Genomic DNA, 17,385 nt, shown 5'->3' on the forward strand with positions numbered 1-17,385 from the left:
CACACAGCCCTTCGCCCGGCTAATGTCAAAACGGGAGAAGGGCACCAAGCTAAAGGAGCCAACATGGCTGACAAGTTTGATGTGATCGTTATCGGCGCTGGCCCTGGCGGTTACGTTGCGGCTATTCGCGCAGCGCAGATGGGCCTGAAAACGGCCTGTGTTGAGAAATGGGTCAATAAAGAAGGTAAAACCGTTCATGGCGGCACGTGCCTGAACGTTGGCTGTATTCCTTCTAAAGCGCTGCTTGAAACGTCGCATAAGTTTGTTGAAGCGCGCGACCACTTTGCTGAAGTAGGCATCGAGATCGACGCGCCGAAGGCTAACATCGCCAAAATGCTCGAGTTCAAGAACTCGGTCATTAACAAGAACGTTGGCGGCATCAGCGCGCTGTTTAAAGCGAATGGCGTTACTTCACTGGAAGGTAAGGGCAAAGTTACTTCTTCCACAGAAGTTGAAGTAACCGACCACGATGGCAATGCCACTACCTACACCGCTGACAACATCGTTATCGCCGCGGGCTCCGTGCCGGTTGAAATTCCGCCGACGCCGCTGACCGACGATCTGATTGTTACTTCCACCGGCGCGCTCGAGTTTACCGAAGTACCCAAGCGTTTGGGCGTTATCGGTGCCGGTGTTATCGGTCTGGAGCTAGGCAGCGTTTGGAAGCGTTTAGGTTCTGACGTTACCGTTCTTGAAGCCATGGACAGCTTCCTGCCGATGGTTGATGGCGCGATTGCCAAAGAAACCCAGAAACTGCTCAAGAAACAGGGCCTGGACATCAAACTGGGCGCGCGCGTAACCGGTTCTGAGGTCAAGGACAACGAAGTTGTCGTTAAGTACACTGATGGTGACGGCGAGCAGGAAATGACCTTCGACAAACTGATTGTTTGCGTGGGTCGTCGTCCTTATACGCAAGGCGTGATTGCCGATGGCGTAGGTGTTGAGCTTGACGAGCGTGGCTTTATCTTCGTTGATGATCAGTGCCGTACCAATGTCCCGAGCGTCTATGCAATCGGTGACTGCGTACGTGGTCCGATGCTGGCGCATAAAGCATCTGAAGAAGGCGTTATGGTGGCCGATATTATCGCCGGCCATAAAGCTGAAATGAACTACGATGCCATCCCCAGCGTTATCTACACGTCGCCTGAAGTGGCATGGGTAGGTATGACCGAGCAAGATGCCAAAGCAAAAGGCATCGAAGTTAAAACGGGCTCTTTCCCGTTCTCGGCCAACGGTCGTGCGCTTGCCAACAATGCACCTGAAGGTATGGCGAAGATTATTGCCGATGCTGAAACAGACCGCATTCTGGGTATGCATATCGTCAGCCAGCACGCGGGTGAGCTGATTGCCCAAGGCGTTATCGCGATGGAATTCGGCTCCAGTGCCGAAGACCTGGCGTTGACCTGCTATGCCCACCCGAGCACTTCAGAAGCGATTCATGAAGCGGCTCTCGCGGTGGAAGGCCATGCAATTCACATGGCGAATCGTAAAAAGCGTTAATAAGTTCAGCGGTAACAACCAGGCGCCACCATAAGGTGGCGCATCACTTTCGGGCATGTTGTAAAATAGCGCGCGAAAGTACGGGGATGGCCCGTTTTTAAAACGGGTTGTCGTTCGAGTCACATGCAACCAATGGCATGAATCGATGAACCTTCACGAGTATCAAGGCAAACAGCTGTTTGCTGATTATGGTCTGCCAGTGTCCAAGGGCTTTGCCGTGGACACTCCCGAAGAAGCAGTAGAAGCGTGTAAAAAAATCGGCGGCGACATGTGGGTGGTTAAAGCCCAGGTTCACGCTGGTGGCCGCGGTAAAGCGGGCGGCGTTAAGCTGATCAAAGACCCCGCTGAAGCAAAAGCATTTGCTGAGCAGTGGCTGGGCAAAAACCTGGTGACTTTCCAGACTGACGAAAAAGGTCAGCCGGTTGCCAAAATCCTGGTTGAAACCTGCACCGATATCGCTGATGAGCTGTATCTGGGCGCCGTTGTCGATCGTACTACCCGTCGTGTGGTCTTCATGGCCTCGACTGAAGGTGGTGTAGAGATCGAAACCGTTGCAGAAGAAACACCGGAAAAGATTCTTAAAGCTGAAATCGATCCGCTGGTCGGCGCGCAGCCGTACCAGGCGCGTGAACTGGCGTTTGCTCTGGGCCTGAAAGGCGACCAGATCAAACAGTTCACCAAGATTTTCCTAGGCCTCTCCAAGCTGTTCCATGACAAAGATCTGGCGCTTTTAGAGATCAACCCGCTGGTTATTACTGACGAAGGCAATCTTCACTGCCTCGACGCCAAACTGGGCCTCGACAGCAACGCGCTGTACCGTCACCCGGACCTGCAGGCCATGCGCGATCCTTCTCAGGAAGATCAGCGTGAAGCCGATGCGGCGAAGTGGGAACTGAACTACGTTGCTCTCGACGGCAACATTGGTTGCATGGTTAACGGCGCAGGCCTTGCCATGGGTACCATGGACATCGTCAACCTGAGCGGCGGCAAACCGGCTAACTTCCTGGACGTTGGCGGCGGCGCGACCAAAGAGCGCGTTGCAGAAGCGTTCAAGATCATCCTGTCTGACGACAATGTTAAAGCCGTTCTGGTTAACATTTTCGGCGGTATCGTTCGTTGCGACATGATTGCTGAAGGCATTATCGGTGCCGTTGAGCAAGTCGGTGTCAACGTACCGGTTGTCGTTCGCCTGGAAGGTAACAATGCCGAGCTGGGTGCTGAGAAACTGGCATCTAGCGGTCTGAACATCATCGCTGCTACCAGTCTGACCGATGCGGCTCAGCAGGTCGTTAAAGCGGCGGAGGGCAAGTAATGAGTATCCTGATCGATAAGAACACCAAGGTCATCTGCCAAGGTTTCACCGGTGGCCAGGGCACGTTCCACTCCGAGCAGGCGATTGCCTATGGTACGCAGATGGTCGGCGGTGTAACGCCGGGCAAAGGCGGCCAGGAGCACTTGGGTCTGCCGGTTTTCAACACCGTTAAAGAAGCGGTTGAGAAAACAGGCGCGGAAGCCAGCGTTATCTACGTTCCGGCACCGTTCTGTAAAGACTCGATCCTTGAAGCTGCAAATGCAGGCATCAAACTGATCGTGTGCATCACCGAAGGCATCGCCACGCTTGATATGCTCGAAGCAAAAGTAAAATGCGACGAGCTGGGCGTACGTCTGATTGGCCCGAACTGCCCAGGTGTTATCACCCCGGGCGAATGCAAAATCGGCATCATGCCGGGTCATATCCACCAGCCGGGCCGCGTAGGTATCGTATCGCGCTCAGGCACCCTGACCTATGAAGCCGTTAAGCAGACCACTGATCACGGTTTCGGCCAGTCTACTTGTGTAGGTATCGGCGGTGACCCGATTCCGGGTTCCAACTTTATCGACATCCTGGAGATGTTCGAAAAAGACCCGAAAACCGAAGCGATCGTCATGATCGGTGAAATCGGCGGCACGGCGGAAGAAGAAGCAGCGGCTTACATCAAAGCCAACGTTTCCAAGCCAGTGGTTTCTTACATTGCCGGTGTTACTGCACCTCCTGGCAAGCGTATGGGCCATGCCGGCGCGATCATCTCTGGCGGTAAAGGTACTGCTGACGAGAAGTTTGCTGCCCTGGAAGACGCCGGTGTTAAAACCGTTCGTTCTTTGGCAGAAATCGGCGATGCACTGAAAGAAGTGACTGGCTGGTAAGTCACGCTCTATCTTGCATGTCAAAAAAGCACCCTTCGGGGTGCTTTTTTATTGCCTGGCATTTATTGGCTCAAGGACGATCAGTCGCGTTATCTAAAGCGGCTAAGCTTGGCCTCATGCGCTGAAGCCTGCTGCCCGAGACGCTTAAAGCCGAACCATAGCAGAACAGGAGCGCCTGCGAGTATGTAAAGGTGATACGACACCAGCCGCCAGATCAATACCGCCGCACCTATTTGAGCCGTCGTTAAAAAAGGCATTAACAACGCGCTAACGCCTACCTCGGCAGTACCCGCACCGCCTGGCAGAAAGCTGAATTGGCTAGCAGCCATGCCCAGCATCTGAGTAAAGAATGTCCAGAGCCAGTCGATATTGCCACCCACGCCCATCACCGCCAAATACAGCAGGCTGTAACGAGCGCACCAGTGCATTACTGTGAGTACCCATACCGCCCCCAGTATCCGTTTAGGAAGTTTGAGCGTACGTAAAAATGCCTGGCGACAACGTAACGAACGACGAAGCAGCGTGCGCTGCCAAGTGCGCCTAAAAAAACGGCTGTTGGTAAATATGCCAAGCCGCCAGCGCGGAAACGTCCACAGACACAGTGACACCAGCACGATAACCGTGAGTAGCCCCAACAGGGACCACTGAATTAAGGTTTGATAGGGCCAGCCGGTATCGACGGTCAGGGTATAAGCTGCCAAGCCACTCAATAAGCTGATGAAAAATAGCGAATCGAACCCCTGGTCGATCAAAAATACACCGGCCCCTTTCGCGGGCGACAGGTCACGCCGGGCCAGCAGTGTGAGCAAAACTGCAGGCCCTCCGCTTCCTCCAGGCGTTGCGCAAAGTGCACACTTGGTGGCTAGTTCAATACCTAAAGCGCTACGTTGATTCATGGGGCCTGCACGCCCATTCAATAAAAGGCGCAGCCTTAAGGCATTCAAATTCCAGCACAGCACGGCTAACGCCAGCATGCCCAGAAAAATTGAGAAAGGAAACGCTGCCAGCTCGCTCCAGGCGGCATCCCCACCTATCCAATGGGTGAGCAGTAACGGTGCTGACAACGCCAAAGTAATGAAAAGTAGATGAAGCAACCACTTAGACTGGATAAGGTGTTTAACCGTTTTTGGCATGAAATTGCTGCGTTTCGGGTTGATGGAGCGCCTGATAATGCTTTAAAAGATCAAGAATAACCTTATCCCAGTTAAAGTGGCGTTCAACATGGCGGCGAGCGTAGCGCCCGCTGGCCGCGATATCGCGGTTAAAAAGTGCGTGGCAGGCATCCGCCATCGCATCAGGATCAAGGGGCTTACAAAGAACACCGCCCCCCAGAGGCACGTTTTCAGCCAGGGCGCCGATATTGGCAGCAATAACCGGTAGGCCGCACGCCATTGCCTCCTGTGCAACCAGCCCAAACGTTTCCCGAGTGCCTGCATGAAGCAGTGCGTCGCTACTGGCTAATGCTGTGGCAACCTCATGAGCATTACAACAGCGATCCACCACCGATACATTGCTGGGAACCTGGCGCGGCATGCCCGGCCCGATTAACAAAAGATGGTACTGGCTACCCAGCTTGCGCATGGTGGCAAGCAGCACATCAATATTTTTTTCGCGTGAATAGCGCCCAACGAAAATCAGCAGGCGCTTGTCTGGAGCAATACCCAGCGTGCTGCGCATATGCGGGTCATGGGCGCCGGGATGGAAACGCTCAAGATCAACGCCCAACGGCTGCACGCGTACATTAGGCACACCCCATTCAAGTAGCCGATCAGCTATCGTCTGAGACGGGGCTAAAACACTATCGAAGCGCGAGTAAAGATCCACGACGTAGCGCTCAAGACGCTTGCACACCCGTTTGCCGAAACGATCACCCATTAGACGCGGCAGATCGGAATGATAGAAGCCGGAGACCGGCACCCCCAGTTTTTGACCAGCGGAAAGAGCTGACCATGCCGTCACATAGGGGTCACCCGCTTCGATCAAATCCGGGTTTAGATCTATCAATCTTTGCCGCCAGGGCGCGCCGCGCACGGGAAAACGATAGCCTTGACCCAACGGCAGCCTTAGCGCGGGCAGGGTATGCAGATCGCCGAGACTATCGCGCTCGGCGCCAGGCACAAGCAGGCTCGCACGAAAGTCGGGATAGCGACTCATGACGCGATGCTTGGCCTGTAAATAAGTGCGGACTCCGCCGCTGGCGGGCGCATGAAACATGGTCACATCGGCAATATGCAAAGCAACCTCCGAGCCATCAAAGTGTCATCGGTTTATCATAATGCAGAGATAAGTCAGTTATACGACAGTTATCGCCAGCTGACCAGTTTGGCCAGCTCAGAGTACCTGAATATTCAGTACTTACCTGCGTTTTTGCCTTGTTAAGCCCCCTTGTGCTGGTAATGCTCATAGAAATTCCCATCTTTGTTAAAACTTCTGGGTATTCACTCTTAGCCTGATCTGTCGTCTTGACTATAACAACGCTTAATCTATTCTAACATCCATGTGGATGGTTTCTGGATTCCATAAGGATGGTTTTTTAGCCTTATCCTGCATTGTGATAAGGCCACTGAGGAAGTAAACATGAGCGTGCATGAATTACGCCGTAAGCCTGGCGACTCCAGCGAAAAGATCACGATTAATTTGGGAGTCATCGATCTGGGGCAGATCGACCTGCTGGTTCAGGAAGGGTTTTACTCCAACCGAACCGATTTGATTCGTACGGCTATCCGTAATCAGTTGGCAACCCATGCCGAGGTGGTTAAAGAAACCGTATCGCGTAAATCTTTCGTACTCGGGCTGGAGCACTACAGTCGCTCGGATTTAGAAGCCGTTCAGGCGGCGGGGGAGATGCTGCAGATTCAGGTTCTGGGCATGGCCAGCATTGCAAACGATGTTACCCCCGAGCTTGCCGCCGCTACCATCGAATCGGTAGTTGTGCTCGGCGCCTTAAATGCCAGCGCTGCGGTGAAGGCTGCGTTGGCAGACCGCATCCACTGAATCCTTGAAGAGGGGCATTGATAATGATCGACGCCACTATGAACCAACGAATGCAAGAAGCGACGCGGCTTACCCGCGCCGGAAAATTGAAGGAGGCCATGGCGCTGCTTCTGGGCGATGGGGGTGGTTGCAAGCGTCAGCAGGCACCAAAAGCCTCTTCTCAGCCCGGTAACGTATATGAAAGTACCTGTCAGTTTGTGAAAGAAGAAGTTTCAAGCGTAAAGCCTGAGGCAGAATCTCCCTCTTTTGGACGTAACACCCGTACCCAAGAGGCACCCGATTGGCGCAGCAAATGGACCAGCTTTCAAGGCATGGCGCAGCCTGGTCATACGCCTGGTCGTTCTGAAGAAGCTAAACCCGGAGCCTTTACCGCAGGCAGTTTCAGCAATCGAGCGGGCGCGCGGGATTACAAAATTTTTCTGCCGAGTAGCTATCACGGACAGGCGATGCCGCTGGTAGTCATGCTGCATGGCTGTACCCAGAATCCGGATGACTTCGCGGTAGGAACCCATATGAATCAACTGGCCGAAGAGCAGGCGTTTTGCGTGCTTTATCCGGCCCAGCCGATAAGTGCCAACAGCTCCAGATGTTGGAACTGGTTCAAGGCGAGCGATCAGCAGCGCGACGGCGGTGAGCCCGAGATACTGGCGGGCATGACGCGCGAGATACTCGATACCCATAAGCTTGACGCTACACGGGTATACGTCGCCGGGCTCTCCGCCGGCGGCGCCATGGCGACAACCTTGGCGATGACCTATCCGGAACTTTTCGCCGCCGTAGGTGTGCACTCCGGGCTGCCTCACGGCGTGGCCAAGAGCCTGCCTGACGCGCTGGCCGCCATGCAGGGCGGCGCACCCGGGGTAAAAGGGCAGGGGAGTCATCCGGCATCCAGCGTGCCGGCGATCATCTTTCACGGTGATCGCGACACTACCGTTCACCTGAGCAATGCCGAACGCGTAGCGGCGCAGTACGCCATCACACAGGGCAAGGGGGATGTTGATGCAGGACGCGTGGCAGGCGGCCATGGCTACACGCGCACGGTCTATCGCGACGCCATGGGTGAGGCGCGCCTGGAGCAGTGGCGCATTCACGGGGCTGGCCACGCCTGGGCCGGGGGTAGCTCACTAGGAAGTTACACTGACCCCAAAGGGCCGGATGCTTCCAAGGAGATGCTGCGCTTTTTCATGCAGCACCATCATTAAGAGCACCGTCACAAATAAGGAAGCGATCAAAAAAACGGCGGCGCCCCAGGGCGCCGCCGTTTTATGTGCCTGCCTTGCCTGCTTATTCGGCGGGCTTGGCTACCAGCGAGCGGGTCTCTTCGCGCGCTTCCACCAAGGCTACGCGCAAGCTATCGCCCAGCTTGTAGCGTTCTTCGCCTTCGATCTGGATACGGCCTTCTTTGTCGTCGATCACGACTTTATCGCGATCGCTATGCATCAAGGGCGCTGGAACGAACGCGGTGGCACCATTCGCTAACAGGCGTACGCGCATACCGCCACGGTTGATCGCCATGATATCGGCATCAAACGTGTCCTGGTTCTGCGCGGCCGGGGTCAAAAAGCGTACATAGAGCCAGTCTTTTACATCACGCTCGGCCATACGGTTCAAGCGGCGACGCTCGGTGAGCTGCTCGGTGAGCTGTTGGCTCGCTTCAGCCGGTGCCTGCTCGCTTTTTAGCACACGCTTGATCAAGCGGTGGTTGACCATATCGCCGTACTTACGAATCGGCGAGGTCCAGGTAGCGTAGGCGGGTAACCCAAGGCCAAAGTGCGGGCCGGGCTGAGCGGACATGCTGGTAAAGCCCTGGAAGCGGCGCAGGCGAGCATCCAGCCAGGCATCGTCACGGCTCTCAAGCGCACGCTTGAGCTCTTTGTAATGGGCAAGCTCGGTCAGCGCTTCGCGATCAACGGCGATTTCCTGAGTAGCCAGGAACTCCTGAGCGGCTTCGGCTTTTTCCGGTTCAAACGCACGGTGCACGTTAAAGATACCGTGACCGATATGGCTTGCCAGGAAGTCCGCACAGCAGGCATTGGCCGCAATCATCGACTCTTCGATCATGCGGTTGGCAATGCGCCGCTCTTCGGTATTAATGGCTAGTACATTACCCGCCGCATCCAGCTCGAATACGTAATCCGGGCGGTCTTTGAACACCAGAGCGTGCTCGTTACGCCATGCGGTACGCGCTTCGGTCATGTCGCGTAGCGCGGTCAGCTGCTCGGCAATGTTGTCGGCAGGTGCCCAGTCGCCTTGACCTTCAATCCAGTCGGAAACGCGGTCATACACAAGCTTGGCGTGGGACTTAACATTGGCTGCGAAGAAGCGGTAGTCGCCCAGGCTGCCGTCGGCATTGATATTCAGCGTACAGGCCAACGCCGGGCGCTCTTTGTCTTCCCAGAGCGAGCACAGGTCGTCGGCCAGTTGCTCGGGCAGCATAGTGACGTTCTGGCCCGGCAGGTAAACCGTAAACGCGCGGGTGCGGGCTTCCAGATCCGCCGCATGGCCTTCTTCCACATAGGCTGTTGGGTCGGCAATCGCCACGCTCATCTGCCAGCCGCCTTCCGGGCGGGCACTTATGTGCAGCGCGTCATCCATATCGCGAGTTTTTTCACCGTCGATAGTGAAAAAAGGCTGTTGGGTAAGGTCTTCGCGGGTCAGACCTTCATCGTGCAGCGGCCATTCGGTGCCAGCATCGGGGCAGTCCTGTTCCAACGCGTGACGCGCAAGGGTCACGCGCCATGGAACGGCGGGATCATCCGCCTTGGCGACCAACTCGTCGATCTGGGCAAAAAAGCCGCGGTCGTTTTCTTTGAGCGGGTGGCGAACCAGGCGGGCAACGACCCAATCGCCATCGGCAATGCTGGCTTCGTCCAGGCTGTTCTTGATCCGTGACTTGAGCACATTGCGGATAGAAGGGTGGTCGGGCACCACGGCCAAACGGTCTTCGCGCTTTTGCACGCGAGCCACAAAGCGGTCAAGACCCGCCTCGATCAGCTTTTCAGGCTCGACCGACTTTTTGTCACCGTTTTCGTGGATCACCGCTTCCACACGGTCACCGTGAATCACCTGCTTCATCGCGGGGGGCGGCACGAAGTAGGATTCACCGTTGTCGGTTTCGAGAAAGCCAAAGCCCTTCTCGGTAGCTTTAATCACCCCTTCAGCGCGCGGGGTGGTATCACGAATTTGTTGCTTGAGCTGAGCAAGCATAGAATTATTCTGAAGCATGAGGTCAATCAGTTGGCGAGAGTAGCTTGCCACTATACGGATTCCCGAAGGCCGCGCCAATTATCCGCCGTGGAAGTTGATATTGGTTATTCACGATCAGCGCTTTACATCGCCTTAAAGGGATCGGTTAAGCTAGCGTTTCATTGACAGGGAGTATGCTATGACACCGCGGCTGATTGTTTCTGATCTGGATGGCACGCTGTTGGGGCGTGATCATCGTTTGCACGCAGATACCATCGACGTATTGAGAACGCTGGTGAACCACGGCCATCACCTGGTGCTGGCATCCGGTAGGCACTATGCCGATATGCGTGTTTTCAGAGATCAGCTCGATGTGCCGATCCACCTGATCAGCAGTAACGGTGCCTATACTCACGACCCTGAGGATCAGTTGCTGGATGCCAATCATGTCGCTCCTCAGCAGGCTGCCGAACTGATTCAATTACCGCGCCCGGACAGCGTTCGCCTGAGCCTTTATCTGGACGACGCCTGGTATATCGATGCGGAGTCGCCTCGCCACCTGGAAATGCATGCCGCGACAGGCTTTGTTTACCAGGTCGTCCCGCCTGACCAGATGCCCAGCGAAGGCATTGGCAAGATACTTTACGGCGGAGCCCCTGAAGAACTGATCAAGATCGAGGCGCTGATCCGTGAAAGCTGCGACGACACTTTGCATGTCACCTACTCGACAAGTGATTCGCTGGAAATCATGGCCGGAGGTGTTAACAAAGGCGTGGCGCTTTCAGCACTGCTCAAACGGATTTCCGTCGCGCCTGAAGACTGTTTGGCCTTCGGGGATAACCTGAACGATGTCGAAATGCTCAGCCTGGTAGGCGAGCCACACTTTATGATCAACTCGCACCCAGAGATGGCGGGACGATTAAGTGCCGCGAAGCAGATAGGCCACCATGGTGAAGCGGCAGTGGCGGTACTGCTGCGCGAGCGGTTTGGTTTGCCGGTCAGCGCTTAGGTTGGGTTAGATTACGTTAGCGCTCTTGATGAGGCCGTGCGGCAGGGGCGGGTTCTTTGTCCAAGCGTTTGATCTGCCGCCACAAGTCCTGGCGTAAATCGGCCAGTTTAGGCTGCTCTTCAGGCGTAAACGCCACCGGGCGACACAGCCGCTGGGCACGTAAGCCCAGGCGTGCACTCAGTAACCCGGTGGCAAGCCCCTGGCCCGCTCGGGCCGAAAGCCGGCCGGCTAAATGTAGCGATAGCATATCCATACTGGCATCAGTGGCAAGCTCACTGGCGCCGGCAAAGGCCATATTGCGTAGCACGTTGCGAAAAAGACGCAGGCGGCTGGCATAGCCAAGCTCCAGCCCGTACAGGCGGCATAGCCTATCCACCATGACCAGGCTGCGCCATGCTACCAGCGCCATGTCGACCAGCGTCAGCGGGCTAATCGCCACCATGATTGCGGTTTCTCCCGACATGCGTGTGACCAGACGCTGGGCTTCGCGGTCGCGTGGTGCCAATAAATGATGGCGCAGCAGCATTTGAATTTCTTCACCGTTATGGTGCGGCTGACAGGCACGCTGAAAGGCCTGCCAGTGCGGGTCGTCGTCTGAGAGTTTGAGTTGTTGGCGCAGCTGCTCGGCCATTTTTCTGGCTTGGCGGGGCGAGCCTTGGGGCAGTTCAGCCAGATCGCTGCGCAGCCGGTCATGGCGCTTTAAACGGCCGAGTCGGCCGAGCTCTTTGAGTACTGAAATGCCGCCAATACCAATCAGGCCGATGCCAAACAGCTGCCACGCCATGGTCATCCACTGGGACTGGGAAAGCGCCTCGGGAATACCGGTGACTAACTCAATAGTGCCAAGCGTTGCGCCACCCGCCAAGGCAAACATCAACCCCCAGCGTCGCTTGCGCGGCGCTCCCAGGCTAGTCTCCGGCAGGGCCTGCTCCTCGGCTGCGGTGGTGATTAGCGGCTGATGGGCGTCGGTTGCTTCAAAGCGCTGGCGCTGGCGCAGGCTGGCTTCCTGTTCGGCAGGGGCTTCAGGCGTATCGTTGAGACGAAAATTGCGCCGTGGCTGAGGGTCGGTCATACGAGTTTATCTCCAATCAGCCAGTCTATGGCGGCATCCATCCGGATATGGGTTAACGCATCCGAGGTGGCGGGCATGGGGCGGAAGCTGGGAAAGTCGAATCCCTGATGTTTCCAGAAATCGGCGTTGGGTAAACGGCTCGGTACATCGCCGGGGTAAACCAGCGCCTCTTCGCCTTCAAGCGTTGTGCCGCGCAAGGCGGCGGAGCGTTTACCATCTTGAAGTACCTCGCGCGCCTCGGTGGCGCGGATGGCAGCAATTGACAGCGCTTTTACCGGCACGTTGGCAAAGCGTAGGTCTTTAAGCGGCTCGGCCAACAGCGCTTCGAGTAGCTGAACCACGTTGCCATGCTGGTCAGGGGTGACGTGATCCGCTTTCGTGGCTGCAATCGCCAAACGATCGATTTTAGGCGCGAATAGCCGCGACAGCAGGCTGCGTTTGCCGTAATCAAAACTTTGCATCAGTTGGCGCAGCGCACGGGATAGATCCTCAAACCGCTCGGGCCCGGCATTGAGCGCGCCAAGCACATCGACCAGCACAATCTGGCGGTCAAAGCGACGAAAGTGGTCCCGGTAGAAAGGCCGTACCACCTGCTGCTGATAGTAGCGAAAGCGTGCTGCAAGCGTGGCATACAGGCTGCTGTCAGGCAGGGTGTCGAGCATCTCTTTGGGTATATCAAGATGAGACAGCGGAAAAAACTGCAGTACCGGTGCGCCATCAAGCTCACCGGGAAGTAAAAATCGCCCTGGCTGAAGGTCTGAAAAGCCCGCCTGCTTGGCACGGCGCAGCCCCTGGGCGTAGGCCTCAGCCAAGTGGGCCAGCTGCGCTTCGTCGGCCTCAGACGCTGGGTCCAGCGATTTAACAGCGTCTAGCCATTCGCTAAACAAAGCGCGCCGTTGTTCGCCTTCCAGCAGAGGCTGGGCGTGGCACCAGCTATAAAAATCGTGCTGAAGCAGCGGTAAATCGAGCAGCCACTCGCCTGGGTAATCGAACAGATCCAGCGTCAAGTGGGCGATGTCCGGTGCAAACCAGCCGGTTTGGGCCGGGCGGTAGCGCAGCTGCAGGCGCAATTCGCTGATGCCGCGCGTAGGCTCCGGCCAGCGTGGCGGCGTATCGCGCAGCGCCGCCATACCCGGGTCATAGGGAAAGCGTGGGATGCCCAAGTCCGGCTGATTAAGCCGCTGCGCGCCCAGTAAGCGGCCTTCGCGGGCTGCGGGCAAAAGATCCAGCTGCGCTTCCACGCCTGCGTGGCGCAGCTGATTCACCAGCGACGTTAAAAACGCCGTTTTACCCGCTTGCGATAGCCCCGTTACCGCTAAGCGAAGCTGACGGTCCCGGCCTCGCTCCAGTAGATTACTCAGTTCGCGGCTTAACGGCTGGCGCATCTGGCATTCCCTTTATCTGATTATTAAGCCGTAAAGCGGCTTGCCTAGTGAACAGCATAGCGAAAGGTTAATGAACCGTTCATTAACCGCGGCTAAGGGTTGTTCCTAACAGGTGCTGCGCGCCAGGCACCAGCCATACCGGATCAAGGCGCGTATTGGCTGATTCAATGCACACAAAATGGCGTGCCGCATCGGCTGGGGTGTCGCTGGGTAGTTCGGTATTGGGATGCCACACGACCGTTGAGTCGCTTGACTGTTTGGCAACGCGCAGGCTGCGTACGCCATCATTAAGCATCACGGCTTCATTGCTGTGATAAATCCGGTCAATGGCGCCATGGATGGCCAGGGTACCTTGCTGTTCGGATTCGGCAAAGTCTCGCAGTTTATCCAGATAGCGTGCCCCCGCCAGCCCTTCCAGTCGACAGTCGTGAATGTCGTTAACGGCTAAATAGGTATGCAGCGCGCCGCTGGTTTTTACCGGCGCATCGCCGATGTTTTCACTGATAAGCTCAACGTTTAGGCGCTGCGCATTAGCCTGAATGACCACGCGCGCGGTGAGCTGGCTATGTAAGGGTTGCGCTGGGGAAAGGTGCACTTCAATGCCTTCAGCGTGCTCATCGACGGCGTCCAGCCGCCAAGCCGCCTGACGCGCCAGGCCATGGAACGGGCCATTGCGATCAGGGCTTTCATCAGCATAACGTTCGTCGGCAAACCAGGGCCAGCATAGTGGGATGCCGCCACGTATCACGTCTGGCAAAGGCTGCGGTGTCGGGGTTGTCCACAGCCAGCCGGTGTCGTTCGCCGGACGAAAATGCAGCACCTGAGCGCCTTGCAGGCTGATCGCCAGTTCACCCCAGGGCATATTGAAAAGCGCTACGTCACGTCCCTCCCAGTTAGCCGTTTGCTGGCCCTCTGCTTGGGCAATGAGGTTAGCGAGTGAATCAGGAGTCATCGGCGTTCCTTAAAAGGGTTTGCATCAAAGTAGGCAGAATTGTCGCGCTGTGTGCTATGGTAGGACAAGCAAGACTTGTAGGTAAAACACGTACGTAAAACCCTGGTAAGTGGATATCAAGGAGGCACTATGGGCTTTATTGCTTGGTTAATCATTGGTGGTTTAGCTGGCTGGATTGCTGGCAACATCATGCGCGGCGGCGGTTTCGGCATTCTAGGTAACATCGGCGTAGGTATTGTAGGTGCTGTGCTCGGCGGCTTTATGTTTAGTTTATTAGGTTTGCAGGCGGGCGGTTTTATTGGCTCACTGGTCACCGCGACGGTAGGGGCGGTGGTGCTGCTCTGGGTTATTAGTAAGGTTAGAAAAGCTTAGCATCGACTAGCTTACATGGTTACTGCTGCCCGGCCCTGTGCCGGGCAGCGTCGTTTTAGGCCAATAGGTTTTAGACCAATAGGTTTTACGACAATAGATAGGTTTAGCTATCGGTCTTGGCACCACTTTCCGTTACACTAAGGCGCTTTGTTCTAGCGCATTGCTGGTAGATTTTTGCTTTCGAGGTGTCTCTTGGTCGACGCGTTAAACGCCTGGTGGGCCCAACAGCTGGTACTCTGTGATTGGGCATTTACCCCGCACCCGCTTTCGGTGGATACGCAAGCGGCAGAGCAGCGCTTGCTGCAATTGGGTATTACCAGCCGTAATGAGCTGGCGGAACAGCTCTTTCATGCGTTAGGCGCCTCGACAGGGCAGGCCGCCCGCTTGCTGGGTGCCCTGGAATGGTCGGCGCTGGCCGGTGCGGCAGGCTGGCTTGAGGCCGAGCAGGCAAGAACGTGGGCGCACCATGTCATACGCCGAATTACCTCTGACTACAGCGATTTACGCGCTTGGCTTTCAGAGCTGCGCCGTGTGCTGGGGGCCAAGGGGTGGGAAATAGGCGCCGACGATCGTTTTATCGATGCCTGTCAGGCGCTTTCTGCCCTCGAAAACGAAGGTGAAGGTATCACCTGGGAAATGCTTGAGCAGGCGCTGGCACAGCTGCCGGCACCGGCCTCGGTATGGCCTACGGCCCCTGAAGCCCAGGTATGGCGCTTAGGCGCGCTGTTTCGCCCGGTGATCAGCTATCCGGCAAGCCAGACTGACTGGCCGGATGCCAGCCAGTGGCTTGAGCGCATTTGGCAGATCAACGACCGTGAGCAGTTGTTGGAAGTAGCGCTATGGCTTAGCGCGCAGGGTGAACGTCAGCGCTGGGACATAGAGGCCCGTGAGCTGCTGGCGATGGATAATGCCCAGCGTCTTGCCTGGCAGCACGATGCAATCGAAGATTCTCCCTACGCGGCCGTACTCAATGCATTTGTAAGCCAGGGCGAGCCGCTCGAATGGGCCGCGTGGGACTGGCTGCGGCTGGTGGAAATTGCCTGGGCGGGCGCCTGTTGCGGCTGGCTAACCCAGGCAGAAGCGGATGACCTGGCGTGCCACGCGGCAGATCTTATCAGTCACCGCTACCACGACTGGCACGCCATACTGAAAGCCTATATGCGCGGACAAGGCCTCTTTGAAGGCGTTGATCGACGCAATATGACGCCCAATGCGCATCACGTACTGCTGATCAACGCCCCGCATAGCCCGTGGAAGCGGCCACCCACGACGCTGCTTAACGACTCGACTCGCCAAGCCTCTCAGCAGCGCATTAAGCAGTGGCGCAATTCGCCGCATCACTGGCTGTTGGCGCTTGCCGGGGTACGCGAACCCGACGTCATGCTGCGCCAACTGAATCCAGGCGCCCCTATCGATGAGCAGCGCCGCGCTGACGCTGCACTTTATCTGCAGGAATCGCTTGGCCTGCATGCCGATGAAGGACCGCAGGTATTGGCCCGCTATTGGCTGCCTGCCCAGGCCCACCACCTTAATCAGTTGGCGGCCGATGCGGTGCATGGCGTATGGCCACCTTCGCAAACCCTGTTTGGCCAGCCCACGCCGGATGAGCTTAAGCAGCGTAATGCCGTAAAAGGCGTTAGCCGCCATGCGGCGACCATTCATATGGCGGAAAAATTCGCCTTTTACCTGCACATGGCCCTAGATAGCGATCTGTTTGAACGCGAGCCGCTGTTTGCTTACGCCAGTGCGCTGCGCAGCTGCCTGTGCCGCTTTTACCCCAATCCCAAGCGGCTGCTGGAAGCTTGGTTTGCCTGGGAAAGCTGCCTGCCTGAGCCTGAGCACGACTCGTTGATCAATGAAATCGCCTGGCACCTGGATGACCCGGGCAGCCTGTTTTACTGGCTTGACTGGCAGCACGATGCCTGGTGTGAGCCGGGTGGGCGGCCAACCTTGACGCACTTTACCGCCATGTCGCTGGTTGGGCCGCTTAATAGCGCCGTCTGGTGCGAGCCCCAGCTTGAAAGTCCGCGCGAGTGTGACGATATTCGCGAATGGGTAGAGAGCCATTATCACCTGACCAGCGCTGCCGATATGCAGGAGTTCCTGACGTTTATGCTCGATGCCGGCGACCGCCAGGAATATCAGATCAACTACGCGCCCTACACACTGAATCCTGAACGTCTAAAAGCTGAAATTGCCATTTTAGAATCGGGTGACTGCGCTGAGGAAGAGCGTCATCACCTGCTGCGCTTACGCCGCGTGCAGGGTAATGAAGATAATTGTAATGATGTTGACATGGCCGCATGGGATATTGCCCAGCTGGTCGATCTGGCCATTGCTGCCCGGCAGCTTGGTTGGTTGGAAAATCAGGCATTTGCTGAGGTATTGGACCGCGCGTATCAGTTGGCTGCCGATCACTACGCTGGCTGGCAAGAGTATGCTGCGGGCATGTATGCTGGTTTTTCATTTTTTATGGGCGAAACGCCGGAACGTGAGAGTTTTCTAGCGGGATTTCGCCAAGCAATGGTGGCCTGGGTTTGCGGGGCACCGATTCTTGCCGGACCCTGGGCCAGCCTCGATTTTCCAGGCAATAAGCCGCGCCATTTTGCCCCATTACATATTGACACCTTGCCCGGTGATCAGCGAACACTACATTGAGGCTCGCCAACCATGTACGACCTAGCTTATAGTCTACCGCGTGTTATTACTTATACCCTTTCCATAATAGTAC

General features: G+C 56.4%; 14 protein-coding genes. 8 read left to right on the forward strand and 6 right to left on the reverse strand.

Annotated elements, in window-relative coordinates:
* The first annotated feature begins 63 nt into the window (after positions 1-63).
* The 3 genes from lpdA to sucD all read left to right on the forward strand — a co-directional run bounded on the left by lpdA (position 64) and on the right by sucD (position 3,684).
* A complete protein-coding gene (gene lpdA / locus D467_RS0106020) occupies positions 64-1,500 on the forward strand; it encodes a dihydrolipoyl dehydrogenase (RefSeq protein ID WP_018916614.1) in 1,437 nt (478 codons plus the stop codon).
* Positions 1,501-1,645: 145 nt separating this feature from the next.
* On the forward strand, positions 1,646-2,812 hold the full coding sequence (gene sucC, locus D467_RS0106025; protein ID WP_018916615.1) for an ADP-forming succinate--CoA ligase subunit beta: 1,167 nt from the start codon (positions 1,646-1,648) through the stop codon (positions 2,810-2,812).
* Positions 2,812-3,684, forward strand: coding sequence for a succinate--CoA ligase subunit alpha (gene sucD / locus D467_RS0106030; protein ID WP_007111115.1), 873 nt, complete (start codon positions 2,812-2,814; stop codon positions 3,682-3,684). Before sucC ends, sucD begins: the two co-directional genes overlap by 1 nt.
* Before the next feature lie 89 nt (positions 3,685-3,773).
* Here sucD and gpgF read toward each other — a convergent pair whose 3' ends face one another.
* A complete protein-coding gene (gpgF, locus tag D467_RS0106035; protein ID WP_018916616.1) occupies positions 3,774-4,817 on the reverse strand; it encodes a glucosaminyl phosphatidylglycerol flippase in 1,044 nt (347 codons plus the stop codon).
* On the reverse strand, positions 4,801-5,919 hold the full coding sequence (gene gpgS / locus D467_RS0106040) for an N-acetylglucosaminyl phosphatidylglycerol synthase (protein WP_018916617.1): 1,119 nt from the start codon (positions 5,917-5,919) through the stop codon (positions 4,801-4,803). Before gpgS ends, gpgF begins: the two co-directional genes overlap by 17 nt.
* Before the next feature lie 342 nt (positions 5,920-6,261).
* On the opposite strand from gpgS, the gene D467_RS0106045 reads away from it, so the two are divergent.
* Entirely contained in the window at positions 6,262-6,678 is a 417-nt protein-coding gene (locus tag D467_RS0106045) for a ribbon-helix-helix domain-containing protein (RefSeq protein ID WP_018916618.1), read from the forward strand.
* A gap of 23 nt (positions 6,679-6,701) precedes the next feature.
* Positions 6,702-7,880, forward strand: coding sequence for an extracellular catalytic domain type 1 short-chain-length polyhydroxyalkanoate depolymerase (locus D467_RS0106050; protein ID WP_026285631.1), 1,179 nt, complete (start codon positions 6,702-6,704; stop codon positions 7,878-7,880).
* A gap of 82 nt (positions 7,881-7,962) precedes the next feature.
* Here D467_RS0106050 and D467_RS0106055 read toward each other — a convergent pair whose 3' ends face one another.
* On the reverse strand, positions 7,963-9,903 hold the full coding sequence (locus D467_RS0106055; protein WP_040460202.1) for an exoribonuclease II: 1,941 nt from the start codon (positions 9,901-9,903) through the stop codon (positions 7,963-7,965).
* Positions 9,904-10,063: 160 nt separating this feature from the next.
* Here D467_RS0106055 and D467_RS0106060 point away from each other — a divergent pair, with 160 nt between their 5' ends.
* Complete coding sequence (locus D467_RS0106060; RefSeq protein ID WP_018916621.1) at positions 10,064-10,873, forward strand: Cof-type HAD-IIB family hydrolase; 810 nt, start codon at positions 10,064-10,066, stop codon at positions 10,871-10,873.
* Positions 10,874-10,889: 16 nt separating this feature from the next.
* Here the strand turns inward: D467_RS0106060 and D467_RS0106065 are convergent, their stop codons facing one another.
* From D467_RS0106065 to D467_RS0106075, 3 genes are all read right to left on the reverse strand, one after another.
* Positions 10,890-11,945 (reverse strand): YcjF family protein, encoded by a 1,056-nt coding sequence (locus D467_RS0106065; RefSeq protein ID WP_018916622.1) that lies wholly within the window; start codon positions 11,943-11,945, stop codon positions 10,890-10,892.
* Positions 11,942-13,330 (reverse strand): YcjX family GTP-binding protein, encoded by a 1,389-nt coding sequence (locus D467_RS0106070; RefSeq protein WP_018916623.1) that lies wholly within the window; start codon positions 13,328-13,330, stop codon positions 11,942-11,944. Before D467_RS0106070 ends, D467_RS0106065 begins: the two co-directional genes overlap by 4 nt.
* A gap of 82 nt (positions 13,331-13,412) precedes the next feature.
* On the reverse strand, positions 13,413-14,282 hold the full coding sequence (locus D467_RS0106075; RefSeq protein WP_018916624.1) for a D-hexose-6-phosphate mutarotase: 870 nt from the start codon (positions 14,280-14,282) through the stop codon (positions 13,413-13,415).
* A gap of 129 nt (positions 14,283-14,411) precedes the next feature.
* Here D467_RS0106075 and D467_RS0106080 point away from each other — a divergent pair, with 129 nt between their 5' ends.
* Together D467_RS0106080 and D467_RS0106085 are read left to right on the forward strand one after the other, a co-directional pair.
* Positions 14,412-14,654 (forward strand): GlsB/YeaQ/YmgE family stress response membrane protein, encoded by a 243-nt coding sequence (locus tag D467_RS0106080; protein ID WP_018916625.1) that lies wholly within the window; start codon positions 14,412-14,414, stop codon positions 14,652-14,654.
* Between the two features lie 192 nt (positions 14,655-14,846).
* Positions 14,847-17,312 (forward strand): DUF1266 domain-containing protein, encoded by a 2,466-nt coding sequence (locus D467_RS0106085; protein ID WP_018916626.1) that lies wholly within the window; start codon positions 14,847-14,849, stop codon positions 17,310-17,312.
* Positions 17,313-17,385 lie beyond the last annotated feature (73 nt).

It is taken from the genome of Vreelandella zhanjiangensis DSM 21076 (assembly GCF_000377665.1).
Lineage (GTDB): Bacteria > Pseudomonadota > Gammaproteobacteria > Pseudomonadales > Halomonadaceae > Vreelandella > Vreelandella zhanjiangensis.

Bases quoted from the DNA above. Each gene is read 5' to 3' on its own strand.
- lpdA (WP_018916614.1), top strand. From the start codon at position 64: ATGGCTGACAAGTTTGATGTGATCGTTATCGGCGCTGGCCCTGGCGGT.
- sucC (WP_018916615.1), top strand. From the start codon at position 1,646: ATGAACCTTCACGAGTATCAAGGCAAACAGCTGTTTGCTGATTATGGT.
- sucD (WP_007111115.1), top strand. From the start codon at position 2,812: ATGAGTATCCTGATCGATAAGAACACCAAGGTCATCTGCCAAGGTTTC.
- gpgF (WP_018916616.1), bottom strand. From the start codon at position 4,817: ATGCCAAAAACGGTTAAACACCTTATCCAGTCTAAGTGGTTGCTTCAT.
- D467_RS0106045 (WP_018916618.1), top strand. From the start codon at position 6,262: ATGAGCGTGCATGAATTACGCCGTAAGCCTGGCGACTCCAGCGAAAAG.
- D467_RS0106050 (WP_026285631.1), top strand. From the start codon at position 6,702: ATGATCGACGCCACTATGAACCAACGAATGCAAGAAGCGACGCGGCTT.
- D467_RS0106055 (WP_040460202.1), bottom strand. From the start codon at position 9,903: ATGCTTCAGAATAATTCTATGCTTGCTCAGCTCAAGCAACAAATTCGT.
- D467_RS0106060 (WP_018916621.1), top strand. From the start codon at position 10,064: ATGACACCGCGGCTGATTGTTTCTGATCTGGATGGCACGCTGTTGGGG.
- D467_RS0106065 (WP_018916622.1), bottom strand. From the start codon at position 11,945: ATGACCGACCCTCAGCCACGGCGCAATTTTCGTCTCAACGATACGCCT.
- D467_RS0106070 (WP_018916623.1), bottom strand. From the start codon at position 13,330: ATGCGCCAGCCGTTAAGCCGCGAACTGAGTAATCTACTGGAGCGAGGC.
- D467_RS0106075 (WP_018916624.1), bottom strand. From the start codon at position 14,282: ATGACTCCTGATTCACTCGCTAACCTCATTGCCCAAGCAGAGGGCCAG.
- D467_RS0106080 (WP_018916625.1), top strand. From the start codon at position 14,412: ATGGGCTTTATTGCTTGGTTAATCATTGGTGGTTTAGCTGGCTGGATT.